The following is a 19,622-nucleotide window of genomic DNA, read 5'->3' as shown; positions in this document are numbered from 1 at the left end:
AGCACCCTGCCACCCTGAAATTATAGGCTACTCAACATTGGCCTGTTTTTTAAAATAGAATGGATCAAGATCCTCAATTTCGACGGATAACTGCAGATCCAGATGTGCCGCATCGAGGCGAAAGAACTGATTCATCATTTCGAGCAATACATGCCCCAGATACGTTTTTTTCTCGGTCGAGCGCCCTGCCATTATCTTGATATGCAAATGAGCGAAAGCCACATTCGGTTCTCCCGCGCCAAGCAGGTATTGTTCACAGGGCAAGGCCCGGCTTTTACAGCTCGACAGCTGTGTCGGCAGTTCACGGGTCAATAATTGGTGAATATCGTCAAACAGCGGTCGCAGATCGACCGGTTGCCTGACGTTGCTGCTGTATTCCAGAGTGATATGTGGCATGTTGTCCTAACCGTAGTTTGGTGCGTCAGTAAATTTATAGGTTACGCTGAGCTGCAAGGCATTGGTATAGAAATTACTGGTATACAGATAGCGTGTCAGGCGATTGACCTGCTGTACCCGCAACCGACTGAAATTGGTCTTTCCCCAGTCTGTAAATTCATAGCCGGCACCCGCCTGCCAGTTTGCACTAAGATTGGCCTGCACACCCAGGCCAGCGGTGTAGCTGAAGCCTACAGTGGTATTATCAGCCAGCCAGGGTCGTATATCCGGTAAAGGCAGAAATGCCGAAGAAGGCACATCATAACCATAATTCCAGGAACGGTTGAACCCTACACCGGCGCTGGCACTGAAATAAGGTTGCACAACATAACCCCAGTCAGCGACCAGCTTACCTTTCAGGGCGACGCGGGCATTGCTGACCTGATATGAATAGCCAGATGCCAGGAACGGCGGTTCGCCGATAAACAGCGTTCCTTCCTGTCGGGCATTGCCGTTATATCCGATGGCTATTCCGAGTTGGCCGGAAACGTGATTATCCAGCGGTCTGCTTAGGGCAAAAAAGAGTTCACTGCTTCCGACCACACCAGACACATCCTTTGGAACGAAAGTAAGCTCGTTGGGAAAGCGAAAGGTTCTGACCACATCTGAACCCTGGTTGTACCAGGCTGGCCCGAAGCTAAGGGTGATTAACTTACCGCAACTGCTGGTATTAATCTGAGGCGGCTCCTCCTGAACAGCACCCATGCTGCCAGCGCCACTGGTGATGGAAACCAACAACCCTGCAAGGCCTAACCCCGCATACCATGCTCTCATCTGCTTTCCTTACTGGATAATACAAGCTGATAATTTATTAGATTTTACAATGAATTGATATTCATTTTTAAATTTTCAGGCAAAAAAAATCGATCCGCAGGGATCGATTTTGAATAAGCATAAACACGGTTATTTTTTCATGGCGCTTTTAATAAAGGCAATAATCGCAGTCAGCACGCCACCACCAGCACCACCGCTGATAACGCTGGCAATAATGGATTCAATATTGAAATTTGTTGCACCGGCAGCGGCCGTTCCCTGAATCAGCTGGAGAATAAAACCACCCAGTCCACCACCCAGAAGACCGATAATAGAATTACCTACGGCCCCCAGACTCTTGTCTTTCATGGCTGAACCCGCTGCATTACCACCAAACACGCCGCTGATCAGCTGAATAATCACATTTACTATATCCATACACATTCCTTATGTCAGATGAAATTCCCTTTTATATAAAACAGGAATCTGAATATAAAATCAATAGATTATTATCGAACGCGCATCCTTCCTGTTTTAAGCTATAGTTAATACACAGGGACTAAAAAAACAACACTAGGAACCGACCATGAGAAAGAATCTGCTATGGGCATTAGCTGTCGCATCGGCTTGTTTTTCTCAACCGGCACTGAGCATTGAGGCACCTGCTCCGGACAATGATGGTAACATCATAAATAACATCACCTTGTTCGCGCGCACCGGTTATCATTACCCGAAAATCAGCCATCAGGCTCTGAGTGAGTTGCGGGCCATGCTGCATAAAGAGGCCCCCACGCTTAACACATCGGTAATTGATAAGGTTGTCACCAGTCTGAAATGCGCCAACGAATACAATGTTGATCGTAATACAATTCTCACGGTTATCGATTACTCTTTACCATCCAGCGAAAAACGCTTGTGGGTATTCGACTTAAAAGCCAACAGGCTTCTGTATAATACTTACGTGTCGCATGGCATTAAGTCGGGAGAGCTGCTCTCGACCTATTTTTCCAACACCTACGACAGCAAAGCCAGCAGCATCGGTGTTTACAAAACAGAAAAGTCCTATTACGGGCGCGAGGGCCTGTCCCTGCGCCTGTCCGGTCTGGACAGAAGCTTTAACGACAACGCCTCCAATCGTGCCGTCGTCATGCATGGCGGCTGGTATGTAGACGAGCAGTTTATAAAAAAATACGGCCGCGCCGGTCGAAGCTGGGGCTGCCCTGCTCTGCCGCTGACTTTGTACGAGCCCATCATCAATACCATCAAAAACAATTCACTGATGGTCGTCTATTATCCCAGTGACGCCTGGTTTGTGAAGTCAAAATTCCTGACCTGCGATATCCAGCCACCGGTACGACAGGCCACCAGTCCGGATATTCCAACTCTGCCCAACGTTCAGGAAAATGAGTTACGCGATGAGATTCTGTTCGCTGACCTGAATAAAAATAATCGTCGGGAAGAAAATGAACCGATTGCGGTGATGAGTGCTGATCGCTACGAGCAGGTATTCAAAACCAAAGCACCGTTGACACGCATGCTCAGAAGACAGATTGAACAACAGGAATACATCGCTCTGAGCGTCAACGAGTTTGCCAGCCTGAGTCGTGAAGAGAACAAAGGCAATTTGAACGATGTATTTTTTGTTATTCCCCTTATCGTCATGAGCCACGGATATTATGAAACTAAGATGCACATAGTCGATATGGGGAAAATACAAAATATCAGCACCAACGCGTCCACACCCGATGGTAAAAACTCATACCGAAGCTATACCGTTTATTTTGATAAAAAAGCACCGGTGAAGCTCACGGCCAGCAATCGCTTTATCCGCTGGCTGGGGTTGTAGTGCAAGTCCCGGATTACGGCTTCGCCTAATCCGGGCTACGCCAGGCCAGGACCAAACCAGGCCTCAGGCGCTAATTACCTTAAGCCCGCCCATGTAAGGCTGCAGCACCGTCGGAACCCGGATGTTGCCATGTTCATCCTGATAGTTCTCCATTATCGCCACCAGGGTACGGCCGACCGCCAGACCTGAGCCATTCAGGGTATGAACCAGAACCGTTTCCCTGGTTTCCGGATGACGATAGCGAGCCTTCATACGTCGCGCCTGATACGCTTCCGTATTGGAGCAGGAAGAAATTTCACGGTAGGTATCCTGGCTGGGCAGCCATACTTCCAGATCGTAGGTTTTGGCAGCGCTGCGCCCCATATCACCTTTGCACAGCGACATCACCCGATACGGGAGCTCCAGAGCCTGCAAAATACGCTCAGCGTGTCCGGTTAATTGCTCCAGGGCCTCATAAGACGACTCGGGCGTGGTGATCCAGACCAATTCAACCTTTTCAAACTGGTGCTGACGAATCATCCCTTTGGTATCACGTCCGTAGGAACCAGCCTCGCTGCGAAAACAGGGTGAATGACAGGTGTAACGAATGGGTAAGGCTGACTCATCCAGGATGGTATCGCGCACGGTATTGGTCACGGGGATTTCAGCTGTTGCTGTCAAATAATAAGCATGCTCGCCGCTCAGTTTAAATAAATCACTTTCAAATCTGGGTAATTGACCCGTTCCATGCAGACTGTCGGCATTCACCAGATAGGGAACATAAATTTCCTCATAGCCGTGTTCCTGCGTATGCGTGTTCAGCATAAACTGGATCAGCGCACGATGCATTCTGGCCAGGCCCTGCTTCATCACCACAAACCGGCTGCCGGCGATTTTAACCGCAGTGGCAAAATCCATCTGCCCCAGTGCCTCGCCCAGTTCATCATGCGGGCGTGGTGCAAACGAAAACACAGGCGGTGTTCCCCAGCGGCGAACTTCGACATTGGCTGATTCATCCCGCCCTTCGGGAACACTGTGATGCGGCAGATTAGGCAGGGCCAGCATCATGTCGTCAATCTGCGACAGCAAGGCATCCAGCTCAAGCTTTTTTTGTTCAAGCTCGTGCCCCAGGGAATTAACCTCTTCCAGCAGAGGAGCGATATCCTGGCCCTGCGCCTTTGCCAGCCCAATCGCCTTGGAGCGCTGGTTACGTTCATTTTGTAAGGCCTGAGTGGCTACCTGCAACGATTTACGCTGTTCTTCAAGGCGCACAAAGGCATCGGCATCGAAATGGCTGCCACGCAGAGCCAGCTGCTCAGCAACATAATGGGGCTTTTCACGCACTAATTGGGGGTCTAACATACTTACCTCGATTGTTCTAAAGACTGTCGGCGACGTCTGCAAGCCAGGACAATACACGCCCGGGCTCCAGCTCCCCGGAAAAATGGCGCAGAACGCCATCAACAATGGCCGGTTCATCGCAAAATTCAATCGTGACTGGGAGATTAAAATGCATGTCCATGAGCCTTGTTTCTCTCATGATGCGCGAGTGACCAAATCCCTTTGTACCACGAAACAAGGTTGCTCCCTTGATTTTCTGTTCGTATAAATAATCAAAAATTGTATTTAACAGAGGCGAGTCTTCACTCAAATAAATTCGCACAACTTTTACCTGCATCCTGGCTATCCTCCAATCCATCGTCCCACTTGCACGCCCATAAACACCAGAGCAAGGGCGGCCACGTTATTTAATATGACATTCAAAGCGGCCTTCAGCTGTTCGCCCTGTTCAAACATCATCAGGGTTTCCCAGGAAAAGCTGGAAAACGTGGTGTAGGCCCCAAGAAATCCAACCATCAAAAACAAACGCCATGGCTCACTGTCAGTCAATCGCTCCATGACCAACATCATTAACAGGCCCGCCAGAAAGGAGCCCATGCTGTTGACCAGCAGGGTTCCATAAGGAAAGCGCGCTCCCAGCAGGGCCTGAGATAATACGACCACGGAGTAGCGTGAGACCGCTCCCAGCGAACCGCCAAGGGCTACAACCAGTAAAGAGCTGAGCACGCTCAGATTACCGTACTATGCCGCGTGTTGACTGATTCAGGGCATCGATCATGGGAATGACTTCAGGACAGTCCGCCTGCATCTGTTCCAGCTCAGCCACCGCCTGCTGTACGGTTAACCCCTTACGGAATATGATTTTATAGGCCCGTCGCAAATGGTCAATGGCCGACGAGGAAAATCCACGGCGCCGTAAACCAACTGTATTAATACCACAGGCAGACGTTGTGTGTCCGGCGATCATGACGTAGGGCAGCACGTCTTTGGTGACATAGGTTGCCCGCGCTATAAACGCATAGGCGCCGACCAGGCAAAACTGATGTATCGCGGCATAGGCTCCGACAATGGCGTAGTCCGACAGAATCACGTGCCCGGAAAGAGCCGAATAATTCACCATGATGGTCTGGTTACCAACCATGCAGTCATGACCGACATGCGCATAAGCCATAAAAAAGTTGTTATTGCCAACGCGGGTCAGCCCACCACCTTTTACGGTGCCTCGGCTGATCATGCAGTATTCGCGTATGATGTTGTTGTCACCAATTTCAAGCCGAGTGGGCTCGCCCTGATAGGTTATGTCCTGAGGCTCATCACCAACCGACGCAAATTGAAAGATTTTGTTGTTTTTGCCGATAACAGTCGGTCCCTGAATTACAACATGTGGGCCGATCCATGTGCCTTCACCAATTTCTACATCCGCACCAATATAGGTGCCGGGACCAACGGTTACCCCTTCGGCGAGTCTGGCCGAGGGATGGATCATTGCACGTTCATCTATCACTTTTTAATTTCCTTTGATGCACTCATTAAATCGGCGGAGCAGGCCAGTTTTTCACCAACAAAGACCTCTCCATGCAAACGCCAGAAATCGCGTTTACGTCCAATTAATTTAACTTCCAGGCGGAGCTGATCGCCCGGAATGACGATTTGTTTGAATTTTGCGTTGTCAATTCCTGCAAAAAAATACAGAAACTCGTGCCCTTCAGAAGGCTGCCGCGACAAATTAGACAAAATTGCACTGGATTGAGCCAATGCCTCCAGCATCATTACCCCAGGCATAATCGGATTGCCGGGAAAATGTCCCATAAAAAATGGCTCGTTGATAGTAACATTTTTTATGGCTGTCAAATATTCAAATGGTTTATAGTCCAGCACCCTGTCTACCAGAATAAATGGATAGCGGTGAGGCAATAAATCAAGAATTTTCGTAATATCTATGGATTCACTCATGTGACATCTCTCTTGTTAATTCAATTCGCCTTATTGTCTCTTCCCTGGCGCAGCAATCGGCTGACGTACTCATCCAGACGACGAAACCTCGCCGCATTACGACGCCAGCGACTGTGCTCCGTCACATAGGTGCCGGATGAGTAGATACCCGGTTTGCCAATGGAACGGGCCACGGTAGACATTCCGGTTATCACAACGTCGTCGGCCAGGCTGACGCTGGCAGCAAGGCAGCTGCCTCCGCCGATAATACAATGAGCGCCTGTGGTAACAAAAGCTCCGATAATGGCAGCACCTGCTATGGCCGTATGCGCACCAATGGTAACATCATGCGCGATATGAGCCAAGTTATCGATACGAACACCACAGCCTATCAGGGTATCTCCGATGGTTCCTCTGGCAATGACCGTATTGGCACCCAGTATCACGTCATCGGCGATAAAAACGCCACCCAGGGCCGGTTCGTTCACCCATACGCCATGTGTTTTTACACAGTTAAATGGCGCAGCGCCCAGCACAACCCCACTTTCCATGCGGACATTCCGACCGATTATCGTGCCTTCATGCACCGTAACGCCATCAGCCAATACTGTACCAGAACCTATACGGACACCAGCGCCAATTCGGCAGCCGGCCCCTATCGTTACCTGGTCTCCAAGCTGGACATTGTCAGCAATGTGCGTATTGGCTCCAACAGAAACCGCCTGACCGCACACAACCGATTCAGCAATGATTGCGCTGTCATGAATAAGCGGTTTATGTTTTGGTTCAGTCAAAGAGGAAGCGAACAGCGCCACAACGCTTAAGAAACTTTCTCTGGGGTTGGCAACAGCAATACTGGTAACAGGACAATGAGCAACGTATTCACGACGAAGCAAGACAATAGCAGCCCTGCTGGCTTCGAGCAAAGGCAGAAAATCAGGATTATCGAAAAAAGTCAGCTGGCGGGAGTCTGAAAGGCAAAGTGATGCCACCCCCTGGATGGAAAGTGCTGGGTCACCATGCACTTCGCCATTCAGAAGATGGGCTAACCGGGAAGCTGTATAAACCGGTCTCACACAAATCAGTCGATTTGTTTCATAACCAAATCAGTAATATCCAATTTTGCATCACTGAATGGGGCGGCGTCTTTTTGCAGAACCAGGTCAAATTTATCATTGGCTGCTACTTTGGCGATGGCTTTACGAATTTTGCCATACAGCTCTTCCATTGCTTCGTTATTGGCCGTGCTCAGCTCTTGCTGGTATTGCTGACCTTCACGCTCAAATGTCTGTTGCGTTGCTATGATTTTCTTTTCCAGTTCTTTCTTTTGTGACTGGCTTAATACAGCCGCATCGCGCTTGAATCTTTCCATATCTTTTTTCAAACCATCTTCCATGGCGACCAGTTTGTCACGACGGGGTTTGAACTCACCTTCCAGCTTTTGCTGAATGGATTTCATTTGAGCAGAGGTTTGCATGATGCGCTGCAAATCTACCACACCAATTTTTGATCCATCAGCAAAAGCGCCACAAGATCCAAATCCAAACAACAAGGCTAAAACAAAACCACTAATACGTTTCATAACGCTTCTCCTGATTGAAAGACACTGATGCTAACATACTTGAAATTTACTTGCGACAAAATCAAGCAGGTCTTGAATAATTCCCTGAGCAAGGACACAAACGAGCGATTCTCGAACAAATAAATCGGAACGCTGGCACTGCCGGCCCAGCGAAGAAACGACAATCCAACGCTCTGAACGTGGATTGCTTCGCTGACCTTCTTCATAACAGCTCCAGGACCCGTGTTTTAAAATCGCTCGCTCATAATCCCACCCGGGAACAATTCCCCTACCCCTTTAAAACGCAGAGGATAAGGTAAATTGAAATATCTGGGTATCATCCCCAGGTTGTTTGTTTAATGGCTGAGCCAGACTGAAGGCCAAAGGCCCGAACGGTGAGCGCCATTCCAGAGAAACACCGGCAGAATAACGCAGTGGCCCCGAATCGGAACCAGCCAGCGCAACCGGAATGCCTCTGGCAAACACGTTACCAGCATCAACAAATGCCGATGTGCGCACGTTATCACGACTCAGAGGATACGGCATAATAAGCGCCGCACTGCCGCTGACGAGGAAGTTCGCACCCATGGCATTGCCATAGTTATCCTGTGGACCCAGAGAGTAACTGCCATAACCACGCACCTGACCACCCGGCTGTGCGATACCACCGGCGTAATAGTTTTCGAAGAACGGCAGACCCTGATCGCCAAAGCCATTACCATAGGCTACGTTACCCAGCACTGAAAAAATAAATCCGTGCGTGACAGGCTGATAAAGGCGCGCTGAATAGGAAGTCTTGTAGTAAGACAGCGAGTCCGATGTGCCAGGCAAGGCTGCCAATGCAGTAAACTGCTGATTGGTTCCCCGTGTTGGATAAGGCAGCTGATCATAGCTGTTACGGTTCCAGCCCGTTGTTAAACGTATTTCGTTAAAATTAGTGCCGTACAGGTTTACAAAATTTTGAATCTGCTGCACCACACCGACGGATTTGATTTGCAGATTTTGGTAGCCGTACCCAAACTGAAAGCTGCTGTTTTCGCTTAGCAGCAGGTTGTAATTGACATCAATCCCCACCCGGTCTGCTGAATATGAGGCAACGTCCAGCTGTGTTGGGTCAACGGTTTGATAGTATACGTTCACGCCACGTCCCACGCCGGTTTTCGTGTAAAACGGATTGTAATAGTTGAACGAGTATTCCTGACCCCAGTAACTGGCATTAAAATTAAGACCAATGGAGCGGCCTGATCCCATAAAGTTGCGCTGATTGAATGCGGCGTTGACCTGTGGGCCGTTGGTACCATACCCCAGAGACGCGCTGGCCTCCGCAGAAGGTGCCTCTTCAACCTGTACGTCCAGATCGACCTGGTTATTGGTTCCCGGTACTGGTGTGGTATTCACATTGATGTTTTTTAAATAGCCCAAAACACGCAGCTGACGCTCAGACTCTTTAATATTGTGCAGCGACAGCAGTGAGCCTTCGTCCTGGCGAATGACATTTCTCAGTACGTAGTCACCGGTTTTGGTATTACCATGAAAATTGATTCGGCGAACGTACACATGGCGGCCAGGATCAACCATAAAGGTAATAAATACGGTCTTGTTTTCTTCGTCCAGACGCGGTTCTGCGTTGATGGCCGGGAATCCAAAGCCCTCATCGCCCAGAGCAAGACCAATGGCCGAGATGCTTTCCGTTACTTTCTTGCGCGAAAAGACCTCACCCTTTTTAACCAGAATCAAGGCATCGATTTTTTCTTTGGGTATGATCGTATTGCCGGCGACGGCAAAACCTGAGAATTTATATTGTGGACCTTCCTCAATATGAATATTGATAAACACATCTTTTTTGTCTGGTGACAGCATGACCTGCGACGAGATCACCCTGAATTTCAGATAGCCGCGATCCAGATAAAAGGAGCGCACGGCTTCCATTGATGCGTCCATGGCTCCTTTGGAGTACTGATCCTTCTTGGTGAAATACGTAAAAATATTGCTGGTGGATAAGGACATCTGCGACTGTAATTCGCTGTTGCTAAAATCGTGGTTACCAATGAATTTGATTTCTCTGATACGCGACACACGGCCTTCTGACACGGTTACCGTAATAGCGACACGGTTTTCTGTCAGGGGCGATACCTGAGATTCTATTCGGGAATTATATTTACCACGTGCGTTATAGGCCTGCCTCAGTTCCTTTTCCAGACGTTCGAGCGAAGCGCGCTGGAACACCTGCCCTTTGACCAGACCCATTTGTTTTAACAGTTCTTTCATTTTGTCTGAGGGAATTTCCTTGTTCCCAACAACATTGATTGAACCGATGGTGGCGCGCTCAATCACGTTGACAATCAGCGTATTGCCCTGACGCTCCAGTGAAACGGACTGAAAAAAGCCGGTTTCGTATAAGGCACGGATGATTTCACCTGTATCAGATGGCCCAATCTCTTCGCCCACCTGCACAGGAAGGTAATTAAGAACCGTACCAACGCTTACGCGCTGTAAACCGGTTACCTTAATTGCTCCAACAACAAAACCATTGGCCGCAGCAACCTGCACAGACCAGGCCAACAACGTGGAACAACAAACACCTAACACCACCTTTTTACTGACTTTTTTCATTATTGTTTTACGTCCAGCATTTTAGAGTCTCTCGACACGTCATGTCGCAGCTTACCTATCAACAGACCCTGGTAATAATTGAATTGATGCCACGCATCAAACCATCTTTTCCGGTTTGCAACCCTTTTATAGCAAGTGCCCTCTTCTGTCAAGAAAGCTTCGTTTTTAACTCATCAGCCGCGACAGATCGTTGCTGAAAGCCAGAACCATCAATGCCACTAGAAACCCCAGTCCAAGGTAAAGACCCATGGATTTTGCTGTATCCGACAAGGGTTTCCGGCGCACGAACTCTATTAAATAAAAAAGCAGATGGCCACCATCCAGCATTGGTATGGGCAGCAGATTTAATACGCCAAGGCTGATACTGACCAGGGCCAGGAAGGACAGATAGGACGACAGGCCGCTGCGCCCGGAATCACCGGCACCCTGTGCAATACCAACGGGCCCGCTGATATTTTCCAGGGCCAGTTTCCCGCTGACAAAACGCCCCAGAAGCGCAAAGGTAGCTCCAGTCAACTCAACGGTTTGCCTGAATGCGGTCGTTATTGCGCGCAATGGATTTTCATGTTCATAACGCAGCCATGTTTTTGGCCAGTCCACCTTTTGTGGCATCAGTCCCAGGTAACCTGTTTTCTGTCCGTCCTGAACCTTAGTGCCCGTCAACAGTGTCAGTGTCAGGTGCTGCCCATCACGCAGAACAGTCAGTGAGAGCGGTGTGTCGGGTCGTGGCCGCACGAAGTCCACCAGATCCATCCAGTCCGTCACGGTCTTGCCATTCACGCTTTCAATTCGATCAAGGGTTTTGAGGCCGGCTTTCATGGCTGGCGCATCCGGCAGGAAACCACCGATGATGGGAGGAACAGTTGGAATGAAAGGACGAATCCCGAGGCTTGTCAGCACATCCGGCTTTTTGGGGTCGAGAGTCCAGCTGGACAAAGGCAGTATCACTGTCTTCTCTTTTCCGTTTTTCATCGATTTGACCCGAAGCGTCAGCGATTGATCGCTGCCCGCCCAGGGCATCATGGCATATTGAAAATCACGCCAGCTGCGAATGGGTTTATTGTTTAATGAGATGATTTCCTGAGAGGGCTGTAATCCGGCCATGGCAGCCGGGCTGCCCTCGGCCACGCCGTCAATCATGGGCGCGAGTGAATAGATGCCCATCACCAGGACAAGCCAGAGTGCGGCAAAGGCAAAGAGAAAATTAAACATTGGTCCGGCAATAACGATGGCTATGCGGGAAAGCAAGGGTTTGTTGTTAAAAGCCAGATGACGCTCCCCTTCCGGAACCTCCTCCTCACTTTCATCCAGCATTTTAACATAGCCGCCTAAGGGAACGAGCGACCAGACAAATTCCGTTCCCCGCCTGTCTGTCCATCGTGCCAGAACCTTTCCGAAACCGAACGAAAAGCGCAGTACCCTGACGCCACACAGTCTGGCCACAATGAAATGACCGTACTCATGGATAAGCACCAGAACTAACAGTGCAATAATAAAGTAAACCATTGTCAGCAGCATAATGCTCCAGCGTATATCAAATGAAAACTCAGGCACTCATGAGAACATACCCGACAAAATAAAACATGGGAGCAGCGGCAATCAGGCTGTCCAGGCGATCAAGTACACCACCGTGTCCGGGGAAGATATGCCCCGTATCCTTAATACTTACCCGGCGTTTCAGCATGCTGATAAACAAATCTCCTGGCAGAGAGATCAGGGCTGTGGCCATGGACATAATAAACCAGTTCAATGCCGATGCCGGTTGCAGACAATAATAGCCAGCTACCGTCACCAGGAAAGACAGTAACAGCCCACCGCTGACGCCTTCAATGGTTTTGCCGGGGCTGACCGCCGGAATCAGTTTGTGGCGACCCCACAGTTTGCCGGCAAGATACGCACCGATGTCAGCGGCCCAGACCAGACACAAGAGGTAAACAATCAAGGCGCGCCCATGTGGGAGTAAAAAGATATGCATGAGGCTCTGACCGAACACAGGCAACAGAACGACAGCGAACAGAGCAACGGTCCAGGGCCGCCCCCAGACTGTCTGCGAGCAAGGAAACTGCAGCAGCAGAAACAGAATGATCAGCCACAGAATCATGCCCGCCATCAGCCATGGCATCCAGATCAGGCCGATTGCATAGCACGCAAGCGTCATAACCAGCAAAAAGAGGATCCGGGAGCTGCCCGGCGCCGGAATCAACTGCAGCCATTCCAGACTGCATGCGGCAACCAGTACCAGGGCTGCCACAGCAAAGATAGTATAGGTGGTATAATAAAGCGCGGCTAAAACCAGAGGCACCAGAATCAGCGTGGTTAACAGGCGTTGTTTAAACATATTTGTTCTCCGTCAGCTGTCCAGAAACCTTACCAAAGCGCCGCTCTCGTTCGCCAAAGCTTGCAATGGCCTTATCAAACTCATTTTCATTAAAGTCGGGCCAGAAGACGGGCGTAAAATATAATTCGGTATACGCCAGCTGCCATAGAAAAAAATTACTGATGCGCTGCTCGCCACCCGTGCGGATAAACAAATCCGGATCGGGCAGGCCATGTGTACCCAGGTAATTGGCCAGCAGAGATTCATCTATGTCGTCGCTGGATAAATGACCGGCAGCGACCTGCCTGGTCAGAGCCTTTACTGCCTGGGTAATGTCCCAGCGTCCGCCGTAGTTGATCACCACATTCAGCAGCAGGGCCTTGTTTGCAGATGTCTGACGCTCGGCCTGTTCCATTTCCTGCTGCAGTCCCACCGACAGAGCGGCCCGGCAGCCAACAAAGCGCAGCGCCACGCCATTTTTCTGCAGTTCAGGCAGTTCCTGCGCCAGAGCCTGCATGAAAAGCTGCATGAGAAACTCAACTTCGGCCTCTGGCCGACCCCAGTTTTCACTGCTGAATGCGAACAGACTGAGCACAGGCACATTTTTTTCAATGCAGCATCGTACAATCGTCTTAACTGTTTCAAGCCCGGCTTTGTGACCTTCAAAGCGAGGTAAGCCGCGGCCTTCTGCCCATCGTCCATTGCCATCCATTACAATAGCGACATGTCGAGGTATTTTTTCGTTCAAGCCAATTCATCCAGCAATAATTCGTGGCGCATAGTCTAACTGCTTTGACTGACGGGATCCAGAATTTGGTGCAGGCCAGAGCATGAACGGCCTTAAACCATTGCGAATACAGAGAAGAATCTGGCCATGCGGGCACGATCTTTAAGCCAGGCATTACAATAGCTGTATCTTCCGCATCAATGTCTGGCTATAATTCCAGTCTTGTTTTCAATAGAAAATACACTGACTTATGCTGAACGCCAATCATTATGCACGTCCGTCCCCGCTGGTTCTCGTTATCCTCGATGGCTGGGGCTATGATGATCAATCGAAATACAATGCCATTGCAGCTGCCAAAACACCGCAGTGGGACGAGTGGTGGCAGACACAGGAGCACATGCTGCTGAATGCGTCTGGTGAAAACGTCGGCCTGCCGCACAGCCAGATGGGCAACTCCGAAGTCGGGCACATGCACATTGGTGCTGGCCGCATCATTCCCCAGGATTTTACCCGCATTAACCAGGCCATGGCATCAGGAGAATTTAACACTAATCCCCTGCTGATTTCCTGCCTGGATGAGCTCAAAAAAAATAACAGGACACTGCACGTCGCCGGCTTGCTCTCGCCGGGAGGGGTACACAGTCATGAAGAGCATCTGTTTGCGTTTCTGGCCTTGTGTCATCAGCAAAATGTTCATAATCTCTGTCTGCACGTGTTTCTGGACGGTCGTGATTGCCCGCCGCAAAGCGCTCTTAACAGCATCGAAAAACTTGAAAACTGCCTCAAAAGTCATCCTGTTGCACGCATTAACAGTATTTGTGGCCGTTATTATGCCATGGACCGTGATAAGCGGTGGGAGCGAATCGAACCGGTATACCAATTGATCAGTGAGGGCAAGGCCGCTCAGCAGTATGGATCTGCAGCCGAAGCCGTAGAGGCCTGCTATCAGAATCAGCTTTACGATGAATTTATTCCACCGATTCTGATTGGCGAGGCACAGCCCATGCAGGATGGCGATGCCCTGTTTTTTTTCAATTTTCGCTCAGACCGGGCACGTCAGCTGACTCAGGCATTCATCCAGCCGGATTTCGAGTCCTTCCCCCGCCCGCATTACTCCCATCTGTCTCATTTCATCAGCATGACAAAGTACGCTGATAATCTGGCTACCGAGTGCGTGTTCCCACCCATGACACTACACAAGACCTTCGGCGAGATCATCGCCCGCCATGGTCTGCGCCAGTTACGGATTGCCGAAACCGAAAAATACGCTCACGTCACGTTTTTCTTTAATGGCGGATCGGAGCAGGTGTTTGAACAGGAAAAGCGCATTTTAGTCCCGTCACCCAGAGTAGCAACCTACGATTTGCGCCCGGAAATGAGTGCACCGGAACTGACGCGCGAACTGATCAAGGCCATTGAGGATCAGGCATACGACGTCATTATCTGTAACTTTGCCAACGCCGACATGGTTGGCCATACGGGCAATTTTTCCGCAACCGTACAGGCCATTGAGTGCCTGGATCGCTGCCTGCACGACATTGCCGCTGCCTTGCGCGTATCAGGCGGTGCTTTGTTAATCACAGCGGATCATGGCAACGCCGAATCCATGTTTGATGATGAAACACATCAGGCACACACGGCGCATACCTGCCAACCAGTCCCGCTGTTATTCGTGGGACAGGGCTGGCACTTTAATCAAAGCGAGGGCAGTCTTATTGACGTGGCGCCGACTTTATTAGCATTATTGAATATACAGCAGCCTGCCGAGATGACAGGTCACTCTCTTCTGGTAAGAACGCATGCCAATTCAAAATAAAGCACAGGGTCTGAAGCTGTCATTATGCGGGTGCCTCATCCTGCTTGTCTGTTATGCCGTCTCGGCAGCTGACAGCGCGTCCATGCTTTCTGCGAAAAATAAAATCCGGGAGCTGGACAACCAGATCAGCCAGCTGCGGCAGACCTTGTCCAATGCCCATGACAAACGTGGCCTGCTCAACAAGGAACTGGCAGAAACCGAGCGTAAAATAGGCACAGGAATCAAAAAGCTGCGCAGCATACAGAATGACATGCGTGTCAGGCAACAAAAAATCAATGCTCTGGAACAAAGCGTTACAGAACTGAACAGCCAGTTGCGCACGCAACAGGATTTACTGGCACGGCATATCCGTGTGCGTTATAAAATGGGCGAGTATCAGTCTCTCAAATGGATCATAAACCAGGACGATCCTCATTCCCTCAGTCGTTTGCTGACCTTCCACCAATACCTGGTGCGTTCCCGCCAGCAGGCAATAGATGATATTGCCAGAACGAAAGTCCAGCTCACTCAGAGTCAGCGCGATTTAAAAAAGGACATTGCCGAACAGCAGATTATGGCTGAGCAGTTAGCGGCCAGTCAGCAATTGCTGGAAAAAAACAAAGAATATCACACGGCGGTTATTCAATCTCTGAACAACGACATTCAGAGCCGTGAACACAGCCTGAGCGAAGCACAGCGCAATAAGGAAAATCTGGCCCGTCTTCTGAAAAGCCTGGCCCAGGCCAGTGAAATCAAACAAGTCAAACAGCCGTTTGTACAAATGCATCACAAATTGCCTAAACCGATACGCGAGGCAGGCAGCTCAATGGAAAAAACCGGCCAGGGATTAACATTTTTTGCCGGGGAAGGAACGCCGGTTCATGCCGTTTATCCAGGAAAAATTGTATTCAGCGACTGGCTGAATGGCTATGGTCTGCTGATAATCATTGATCATGGCCAGGGCTTCATGACCCTCTATGCCCGCAACCAGTCACTGTACAGACACAAAGGCAGCATGGTCATGCAGGGCGAACAGATTGCGGCTGTAGGACACAGCGGTGGAATTCAGAAAAACGGTCTATACTTTGAAGTGAGACAACGTGGCAAAGCTGTTCCACCGTTAGACTGGATATCCTGAGTGCGTATCAACGAACAAATAAAGCAGCTCCCGGGGACACATTTTTAATCAGCGACGGTCTACCCTGCAGACAGGGATTGAAGTTTTTTTTGTTGTAAAAAAAGCATTCTGTTTGGCATTTATATTGCTTAATAATAATTAACACTGGAAGGTAGCCGCCTCTTGCGTGCCACACTATCCTTGGGAGAGAAACCATGTGGAAACAACGCCTTTATTCTGGAGCTATGGCATCGATTTTAACAACGGCACTGGTGTTGCCTCCGCATCTGTTTGCGGCAGCCGCAGCGTCAACATCAGCGTCTACTGAAGCAAATCAGCGCATTCCCCTGGAAGACGTGCAGCGATTTTCCAATGCGTTGAATCAGATCAAAAAATATTATGTTAAGCCCACCGACGATAAAGAGCTTTTCGACAACGCCATACGCGGCATGTTGACAGGCCTGGATCCCCATTCAAGCTATTTGAATGAGGAGGACTATAAGGATCTGCAGACCTCCACCAGTGGCGAATTTGGCGGACTGGGTCTTGAAGTCACCATGGAGGAAGGCGTTGTCAAGGTGGTTACGCCATTAGTGGATACGCCGGCGTTTAAGGCCGGAATCAAAAGCGGTGACTACATCATCAAATTTGATAAAAAATCCGTGGAAGGTCTCAGTCTGAAAGATGCGGTGGATCTGATGCGCGGCAAGGAAGGTTCCACTATCGATCTGACTGTCCTGCGCAAAGGTGAAAGCAAGCCCCTGGTTTTCTCTCTGGTGCGGGAAAAAATATTAATCAAAAGCGTTAAAAGCAAACTGCTGGATAACGGCTACGGTTACATTCGCTTAACCCAGTTCCAGGCGACAACGCCACAGGATATGGAAAAGGCCATTGCCCAATTAAAGCAACAGGCTGGTGGTCATTTGAAAGGCATGATTCTCGACTTGCGCAACAATCCGGGCGGCCTGCTGGACTCGGCCATTCAGGTATCTGACGCGTTTCTCGATACCGATAACAAAGGCAAGGAAGAGATGATCGTTTACACCCAGGGACGCCTGCCGGGCTCGAAATTCACGGCACTGGCCAATCCCGGCGACATGCTCGACAAAGCCCCCCTGGTAGTTATCATCAACAATGGTTCCGCTTCTGCGTCTGAGATTGTCGCCGGTGCGTTAAAAGACAACAAGCGCGCTATTATTGTAGGCACACGCAGCTTTGGTAAAGGCTCGGTGCAAACGGTATTGCCGCTGGACGACAAGCGCGCCATTAAACTGACCACGGCTCTTTACTACACGCCATCAGGCACGTCAATTCAGGCTAAGGGAATCACACCTGACATCATAATTGAAGAAATTGACGTACCCAAAAACACTGGAAAACCTGATGCCATGGACTTTAGCGAAGCTGATTTGAATGGCCATCTGGCTAACAAAGGGGATGCTGCCAGTCAGGCCAGCCAGGAAAAAATGGACAAGGAAAACGATGCCCTGCTGCATGAGGACTATCAGTTATATGCCGCACTGACGATCCTGAAAGGTCTGGCAGTAGCGCAGAAATAAGAGGCCATCTTGAATACAGTCCCGGATTACGCTGGCGCTAATCCGGGCTACAAGAGATTTGGTACGTTTCTTACCAGGCCTGTTCAAACTCAGCCAGTTTCAATTCAAGCTGCCTTTGCAGCCCCGCTTTTTCGCTTTCCTTGATGAACTGATCGCAGCTACTGCTGTTTAAATCCATGCACTCAGGAACAGGAATCGCCAGGGCTGCATCACGCCACAGACTTTTGCCGGGGAGAAAACTGTAGGTCAATGCGTTACGGTTAATCTGCCTGAGTGCGGGGTAATCCACACCGTGTTGCTGCACTGCCTCAACGTATTGATGCGTCAAATCGGTGCGTAATATTCCCTCATCATCCGTAGACAACACCACCGGTACGTTACGGGACAGGTAGTAGGACAAGGGATGCTTTCTACCCGAAATACCAAAAATCTTTTGATTACTTACCAGATTAATTTCTACTGGAATCGAATTTCTGGCCATATCAGCCAGTATGTTTTCCGCATTGTCTTCAAAGCCAATATCCAGACCATGACCAATGCGTTCAGCATGACCGGTTTTAATGGCATCATGAATATGAAAACGCAAATCCTCGGGTAACACATCGCCAGATGACAGCTCCCCGGCATGAAGAGAGATTCGCACATCAGGATAAGCCTGATGCATAAACTCGAATATCTGCATTTGCTGACGATAATCGCGCAGAGAGATAAAACCATCTTCAGCCTGCACCAGGTTCACACCCACAATCGCCTTGGACCGCGACGCCGCAGCAAAGGCATGTAACGCCTGAGGAAAGACTTTTTCAAGAGGCTGGTTACGCAACACGTGATACTGAAAACGAACTGTCAGACGGCAGACATCCTGCTCCAGCGTCTTATCACAGGCCAGATACTTCTGAGTGTCTGTCAATAGAGAGTCGGCCACCTTCACTGTATTATCAATCTCGGCGGCAAAAGCCGGATCAGCCAGCAGGCGCGATTTTAATTCGGTAAAATCAGCCGGTAAAACCGGTATGGAGACAATGCTGCCAGACTTCGCGTTATCCGGCATGATCATGATTTCCATGTACTGCTCATTTTGATCCACTGCCCGCTGCATCACTTCCGCCAGAAGAGGCACGTGTTCTGCGGCAACCAGTTTGCCGAACAGATAAAAGCTGGCAAAAAAATGATCATGCGATGATTGCCGCCCGGGAATAAAGTCCTTCATGGACCAGGCTCGTATGGTTTGATTATACAGCTCAGGGTTCTGGCTCAAATCCCTGGCCTCTATCCCCTCGCAGGTCTGCAGAATCGGACTCATGACAAAAGTGTCCTGATTCAGACAGTAATTGCCCTTAGCCGCGACTGCCAGCATGGTTTCGGGATACGCACCACCGGACAGGTGATAATGCAGCTCACCGCCTTTCGGCATGTTTTTTAAAAAGGCATAGAGGGCATTGGGATCAGATTTGACCTGCTCAAAGCGCTCGTTGACGCTGGCAGCTGCCAGAGAAGGCAAGGTGGAGAAAAGAATACAACTCAAAGCAAGCAAACGCATGATGACCTCGTAGTTGATTGCAGATCACACTAAACACCGGATGTATTTCACGATGTTCAGCTTAAGGGGCGCAGCCCAGGATTTCCTGGGGCGCCGAATCATTTAAA

Annotated in this window: 20 protein-coding genes; 4 read left to right on the top strand and 16 right to left on the bottom strand. The window is 49.7% G+C overall.

What is annotated here, in order from left to right; all coding sequences use genetic code 11:
* Positions 1-27 precede the first annotated feature (27 nt).
* From ACQUTA_RS00770 to ACQUTA_RS00760, 3 genes are all read right to left on the bottom strand, one after another.
* Positions 28-396 carry a 5-carboxymethyl-2-hydroxymuconate Delta-isomerase gene (locus tag ACQUTA_RS00770; protein WP_444986255.1) on the bottom strand — a complete coding sequence of 123 codons (369 nt, stop codon included), beginning with the start codon at positions 394-396 and terminating at the stop codon, positions 28-30.
* Between the two features lie 6 nt (positions 397-402).
* Positions 403-1,209 (bottom strand): outer membrane protein, encoded by an 807-nt coding sequence (locus tag ACQUTA_RS00765; protein WP_444986253.1) that lies wholly within the window; start codon positions 1,207-1,209, stop codon positions 403-405.
* A 129-nt stretch (positions 1,210-1,338) separates the two neighbouring features.
* Complete coding sequence (locus ACQUTA_RS00760) at positions 1,339-1,626, bottom strand: hypothetical protein (RefSeq protein ID WP_444986251.1); 288 nt, start codon at positions 1,624-1,626, stop codon at positions 1,339-1,341.
* Between the two features lie 148 nt (positions 1,627-1,774).
* Between ACQUTA_RS00760 and ACQUTA_RS00755 the strand changes: the two genes are divergently transcribed.
* Positions 1,775-3,034, top strand: a complete 1,260-nt coding sequence (locus tag ACQUTA_RS00755; protein WP_444986249.1) for a murein L,D-transpeptidase catalytic domain family protein — start codon at positions 1,775-1,777, stop codon at positions 3,032-3,034.
* Between the two features lie 63 nt (positions 3,035-3,097).
* On the opposite strand, the gene serS is transcribed toward ACQUTA_RS00755, so the two are convergent.
* From serS to uppS, 12 genes are all read right to left on the bottom strand, one after another.
* Positions 3,098-4,375 carry a serine--tRNA ligase gene (gene serS / locus ACQUTA_RS00750; RefSeq protein WP_444986247.1) on the bottom strand — a complete coding sequence of 426 codons (1,278 nt, stop codon included), beginning with the start codon at positions 4,373-4,375 and terminating at the stop codon, positions 3,098-3,100.
* Between the two features lie 16 nt (positions 4,376-4,391).
* The gene (locus tag ACQUTA_RS00745; RefSeq protein WP_444986245.1) at positions 4,392-4,691 is read right to left on the bottom strand and encodes a DUF190 domain-containing protein; all 300 of its coding nucleotides are present in this window, start codon (positions 4,689-4,691) and stop codon (positions 4,392-4,394) included.
* A 5-nt stretch (positions 4,692-4,696) separates the two neighbouring features.
* On the bottom strand, positions 4,697-5,080 hold the full coding sequence (gene crcB, locus ACQUTA_RS00740; RefSeq protein ID WP_444986243.1) for a fluoride efflux transporter CrcB: 384 nt from the start codon (positions 5,078-5,080) through the stop codon (positions 4,697-4,699).
* A 7-nt stretch (positions 5,081-5,087) separates the two neighbouring features.
* A complete protein-coding gene (gene lpxA, locus ACQUTA_RS00735; RefSeq protein ID WP_444986241.1) occupies positions 5,088-5,858 on the bottom strand; it encodes an acyl-ACP--UDP-N-acetylglucosamine O-acyltransferase in 771 nt (256 codons plus the stop codon).
* Positions 5,855-6,307 (bottom strand): 3-hydroxyacyl-ACP dehydratase FabZ, encoded by a 453-nt coding sequence (gene fabZ / locus ACQUTA_RS00730; RefSeq protein WP_444986239.1) that lies wholly within the window; start codon positions 6,305-6,307, stop codon positions 5,855-5,857. Before fabZ ends, lpxA begins: the two co-directional genes overlap by 4 nt.
* Before the next feature lie 20 nt (positions 6,308-6,327).
* Complete coding sequence (gene lpxD / locus ACQUTA_RS00725) at positions 6,328-7,362, bottom strand: UDP-3-O-(3-hydroxymyristoyl)glucosamine N-acyltransferase (protein WP_444986238.1); 1,035 nt, start codon at positions 7,360-7,362, stop codon at positions 6,328-6,330.
* A 5-nt stretch (positions 7,363-7,367) separates the two neighbouring features.
* Positions 7,368-7,868 (bottom strand): OmpH/Skp family outer membrane protein, encoded by a 501-nt coding sequence (locus ACQUTA_RS00720; RefSeq protein ID WP_444986236.1) that lies wholly within the window; start codon positions 7,866-7,868, stop codon positions 7,368-7,370.
* A complete protein-coding gene (locus tag ACQUTA_RS00715; RefSeq protein ID WP_444986234.1) occupies positions 7,865-8,074 on the bottom strand; it encodes a hypothetical protein in 210 nt (69 codons plus the stop codon). Before ACQUTA_RS00715 ends, ACQUTA_RS00720 begins: the two co-directional genes overlap by 4 nt.
* A 70-nt stretch (positions 8,075-8,144) precedes the next feature.
* On the bottom strand, positions 8,145-10,460 hold the full coding sequence (gene bamA, locus ACQUTA_RS00710) for an outer membrane protein assembly factor BamA (protein ID WP_444986233.1): 2,316 nt from the start codon (positions 10,458-10,460) through the stop codon (positions 8,145-8,147).
* A gap of 165 nt (positions 10,461-10,625) precedes the next feature.
* Positions 10,626-11,978 carry an RIP metalloprotease RseP gene (rseP, locus tag ACQUTA_RS00705; RefSeq protein ID WP_444986231.1) on the bottom strand — a complete coding sequence of 451 codons (1,353 nt, stop codon included), beginning with the start codon at positions 11,976-11,978 and terminating at the stop codon, positions 10,626-10,628.
* A gap of 28 nt (positions 11,979-12,006) precedes the next feature.
* Positions 12,007-12,798 (bottom strand): phosphatidate cytidylyltransferase, encoded by a 792-nt coding sequence (locus tag ACQUTA_RS00700; protein ID WP_444986229.1) that lies wholly within the window; start codon positions 12,796-12,798, stop codon positions 12,007-12,009.
* Positions 12,791-13,525 (bottom strand): undecaprenyl pyrophosphate synthase, encoded by a 735-nt coding sequence (gene uppS, locus ACQUTA_RS00695; RefSeq protein WP_444986227.1) that lies wholly within the window; start codon positions 13,523-13,525, stop codon positions 12,791-12,793. Before uppS ends, ACQUTA_RS00700 begins: the two co-directional genes overlap by 8 nt.
* 229 nt (positions 13,526-13,754) lie before the next feature.
* Here uppS and gpmI point away from each other — a divergent pair, with 229 nt between their 5' ends.
* The 3 genes from gpmI to ACQUTA_RS00680 all read left to right on the top strand — a co-directional run bounded on the left by gpmI (position 13,755) and on the right by ACQUTA_RS00680 (position 17,975).
* Positions 13,755-15,320 carry a 2,3-bisphosphoglycerate-independent phosphoglycerate mutase gene (gpmI, locus tag ACQUTA_RS00690; RefSeq protein WP_444986226.1) on the top strand — a complete coding sequence of 522 codons (1,566 nt, stop codon included), beginning with the start codon at positions 13,755-13,757 and terminating at the stop codon, positions 15,318-15,320.
* The gene (locus ACQUTA_RS00685) at positions 15,304-16,437 is read left to right on the top strand and encodes a murein hydrolase activator EnvC family protein (protein ID WP_444986224.1); all 1,134 of its coding nucleotides are present in this window, start codon (positions 15,304-15,306) and stop codon (positions 16,435-16,437) included. Before gpmI ends, ACQUTA_RS00685 begins: the two co-directional genes overlap by 17 nt.
* Positions 16,438-16,631: 194 nt before the next feature.
* Positions 16,632-17,975, top strand: a complete 1,344-nt coding sequence (locus ACQUTA_RS00680) for a S41 family peptidase (RefSeq protein WP_444986222.1) — start codon at positions 16,632-16,634, stop codon at positions 17,973-17,975.
* Between the two features lie 70 nt (positions 17,976-18,045).
* On the opposite strand, the gene ACQUTA_RS00675 is transcribed toward ACQUTA_RS00680, so the two are convergent.
* Positions 18,046-19,515: an adenosine deaminase family protein gene (locus ACQUTA_RS00675; RefSeq protein WP_444986220.1), complete on the bottom strand. Its 1,470-nt coding sequence runs from the start codon at positions 19,513-19,515 to the stop codon at positions 18,046-18,048.
* Positions 19,516-19,622 lie beyond the last annotated feature (107 nt).

It is taken from the genome of Legionella navarrensis, from assembly GCF_052527415.1.
Note: the sequence above shows the minus strand (reverse complement) of the source record. Positions and strands in the feature narration are given on the sequence as shown.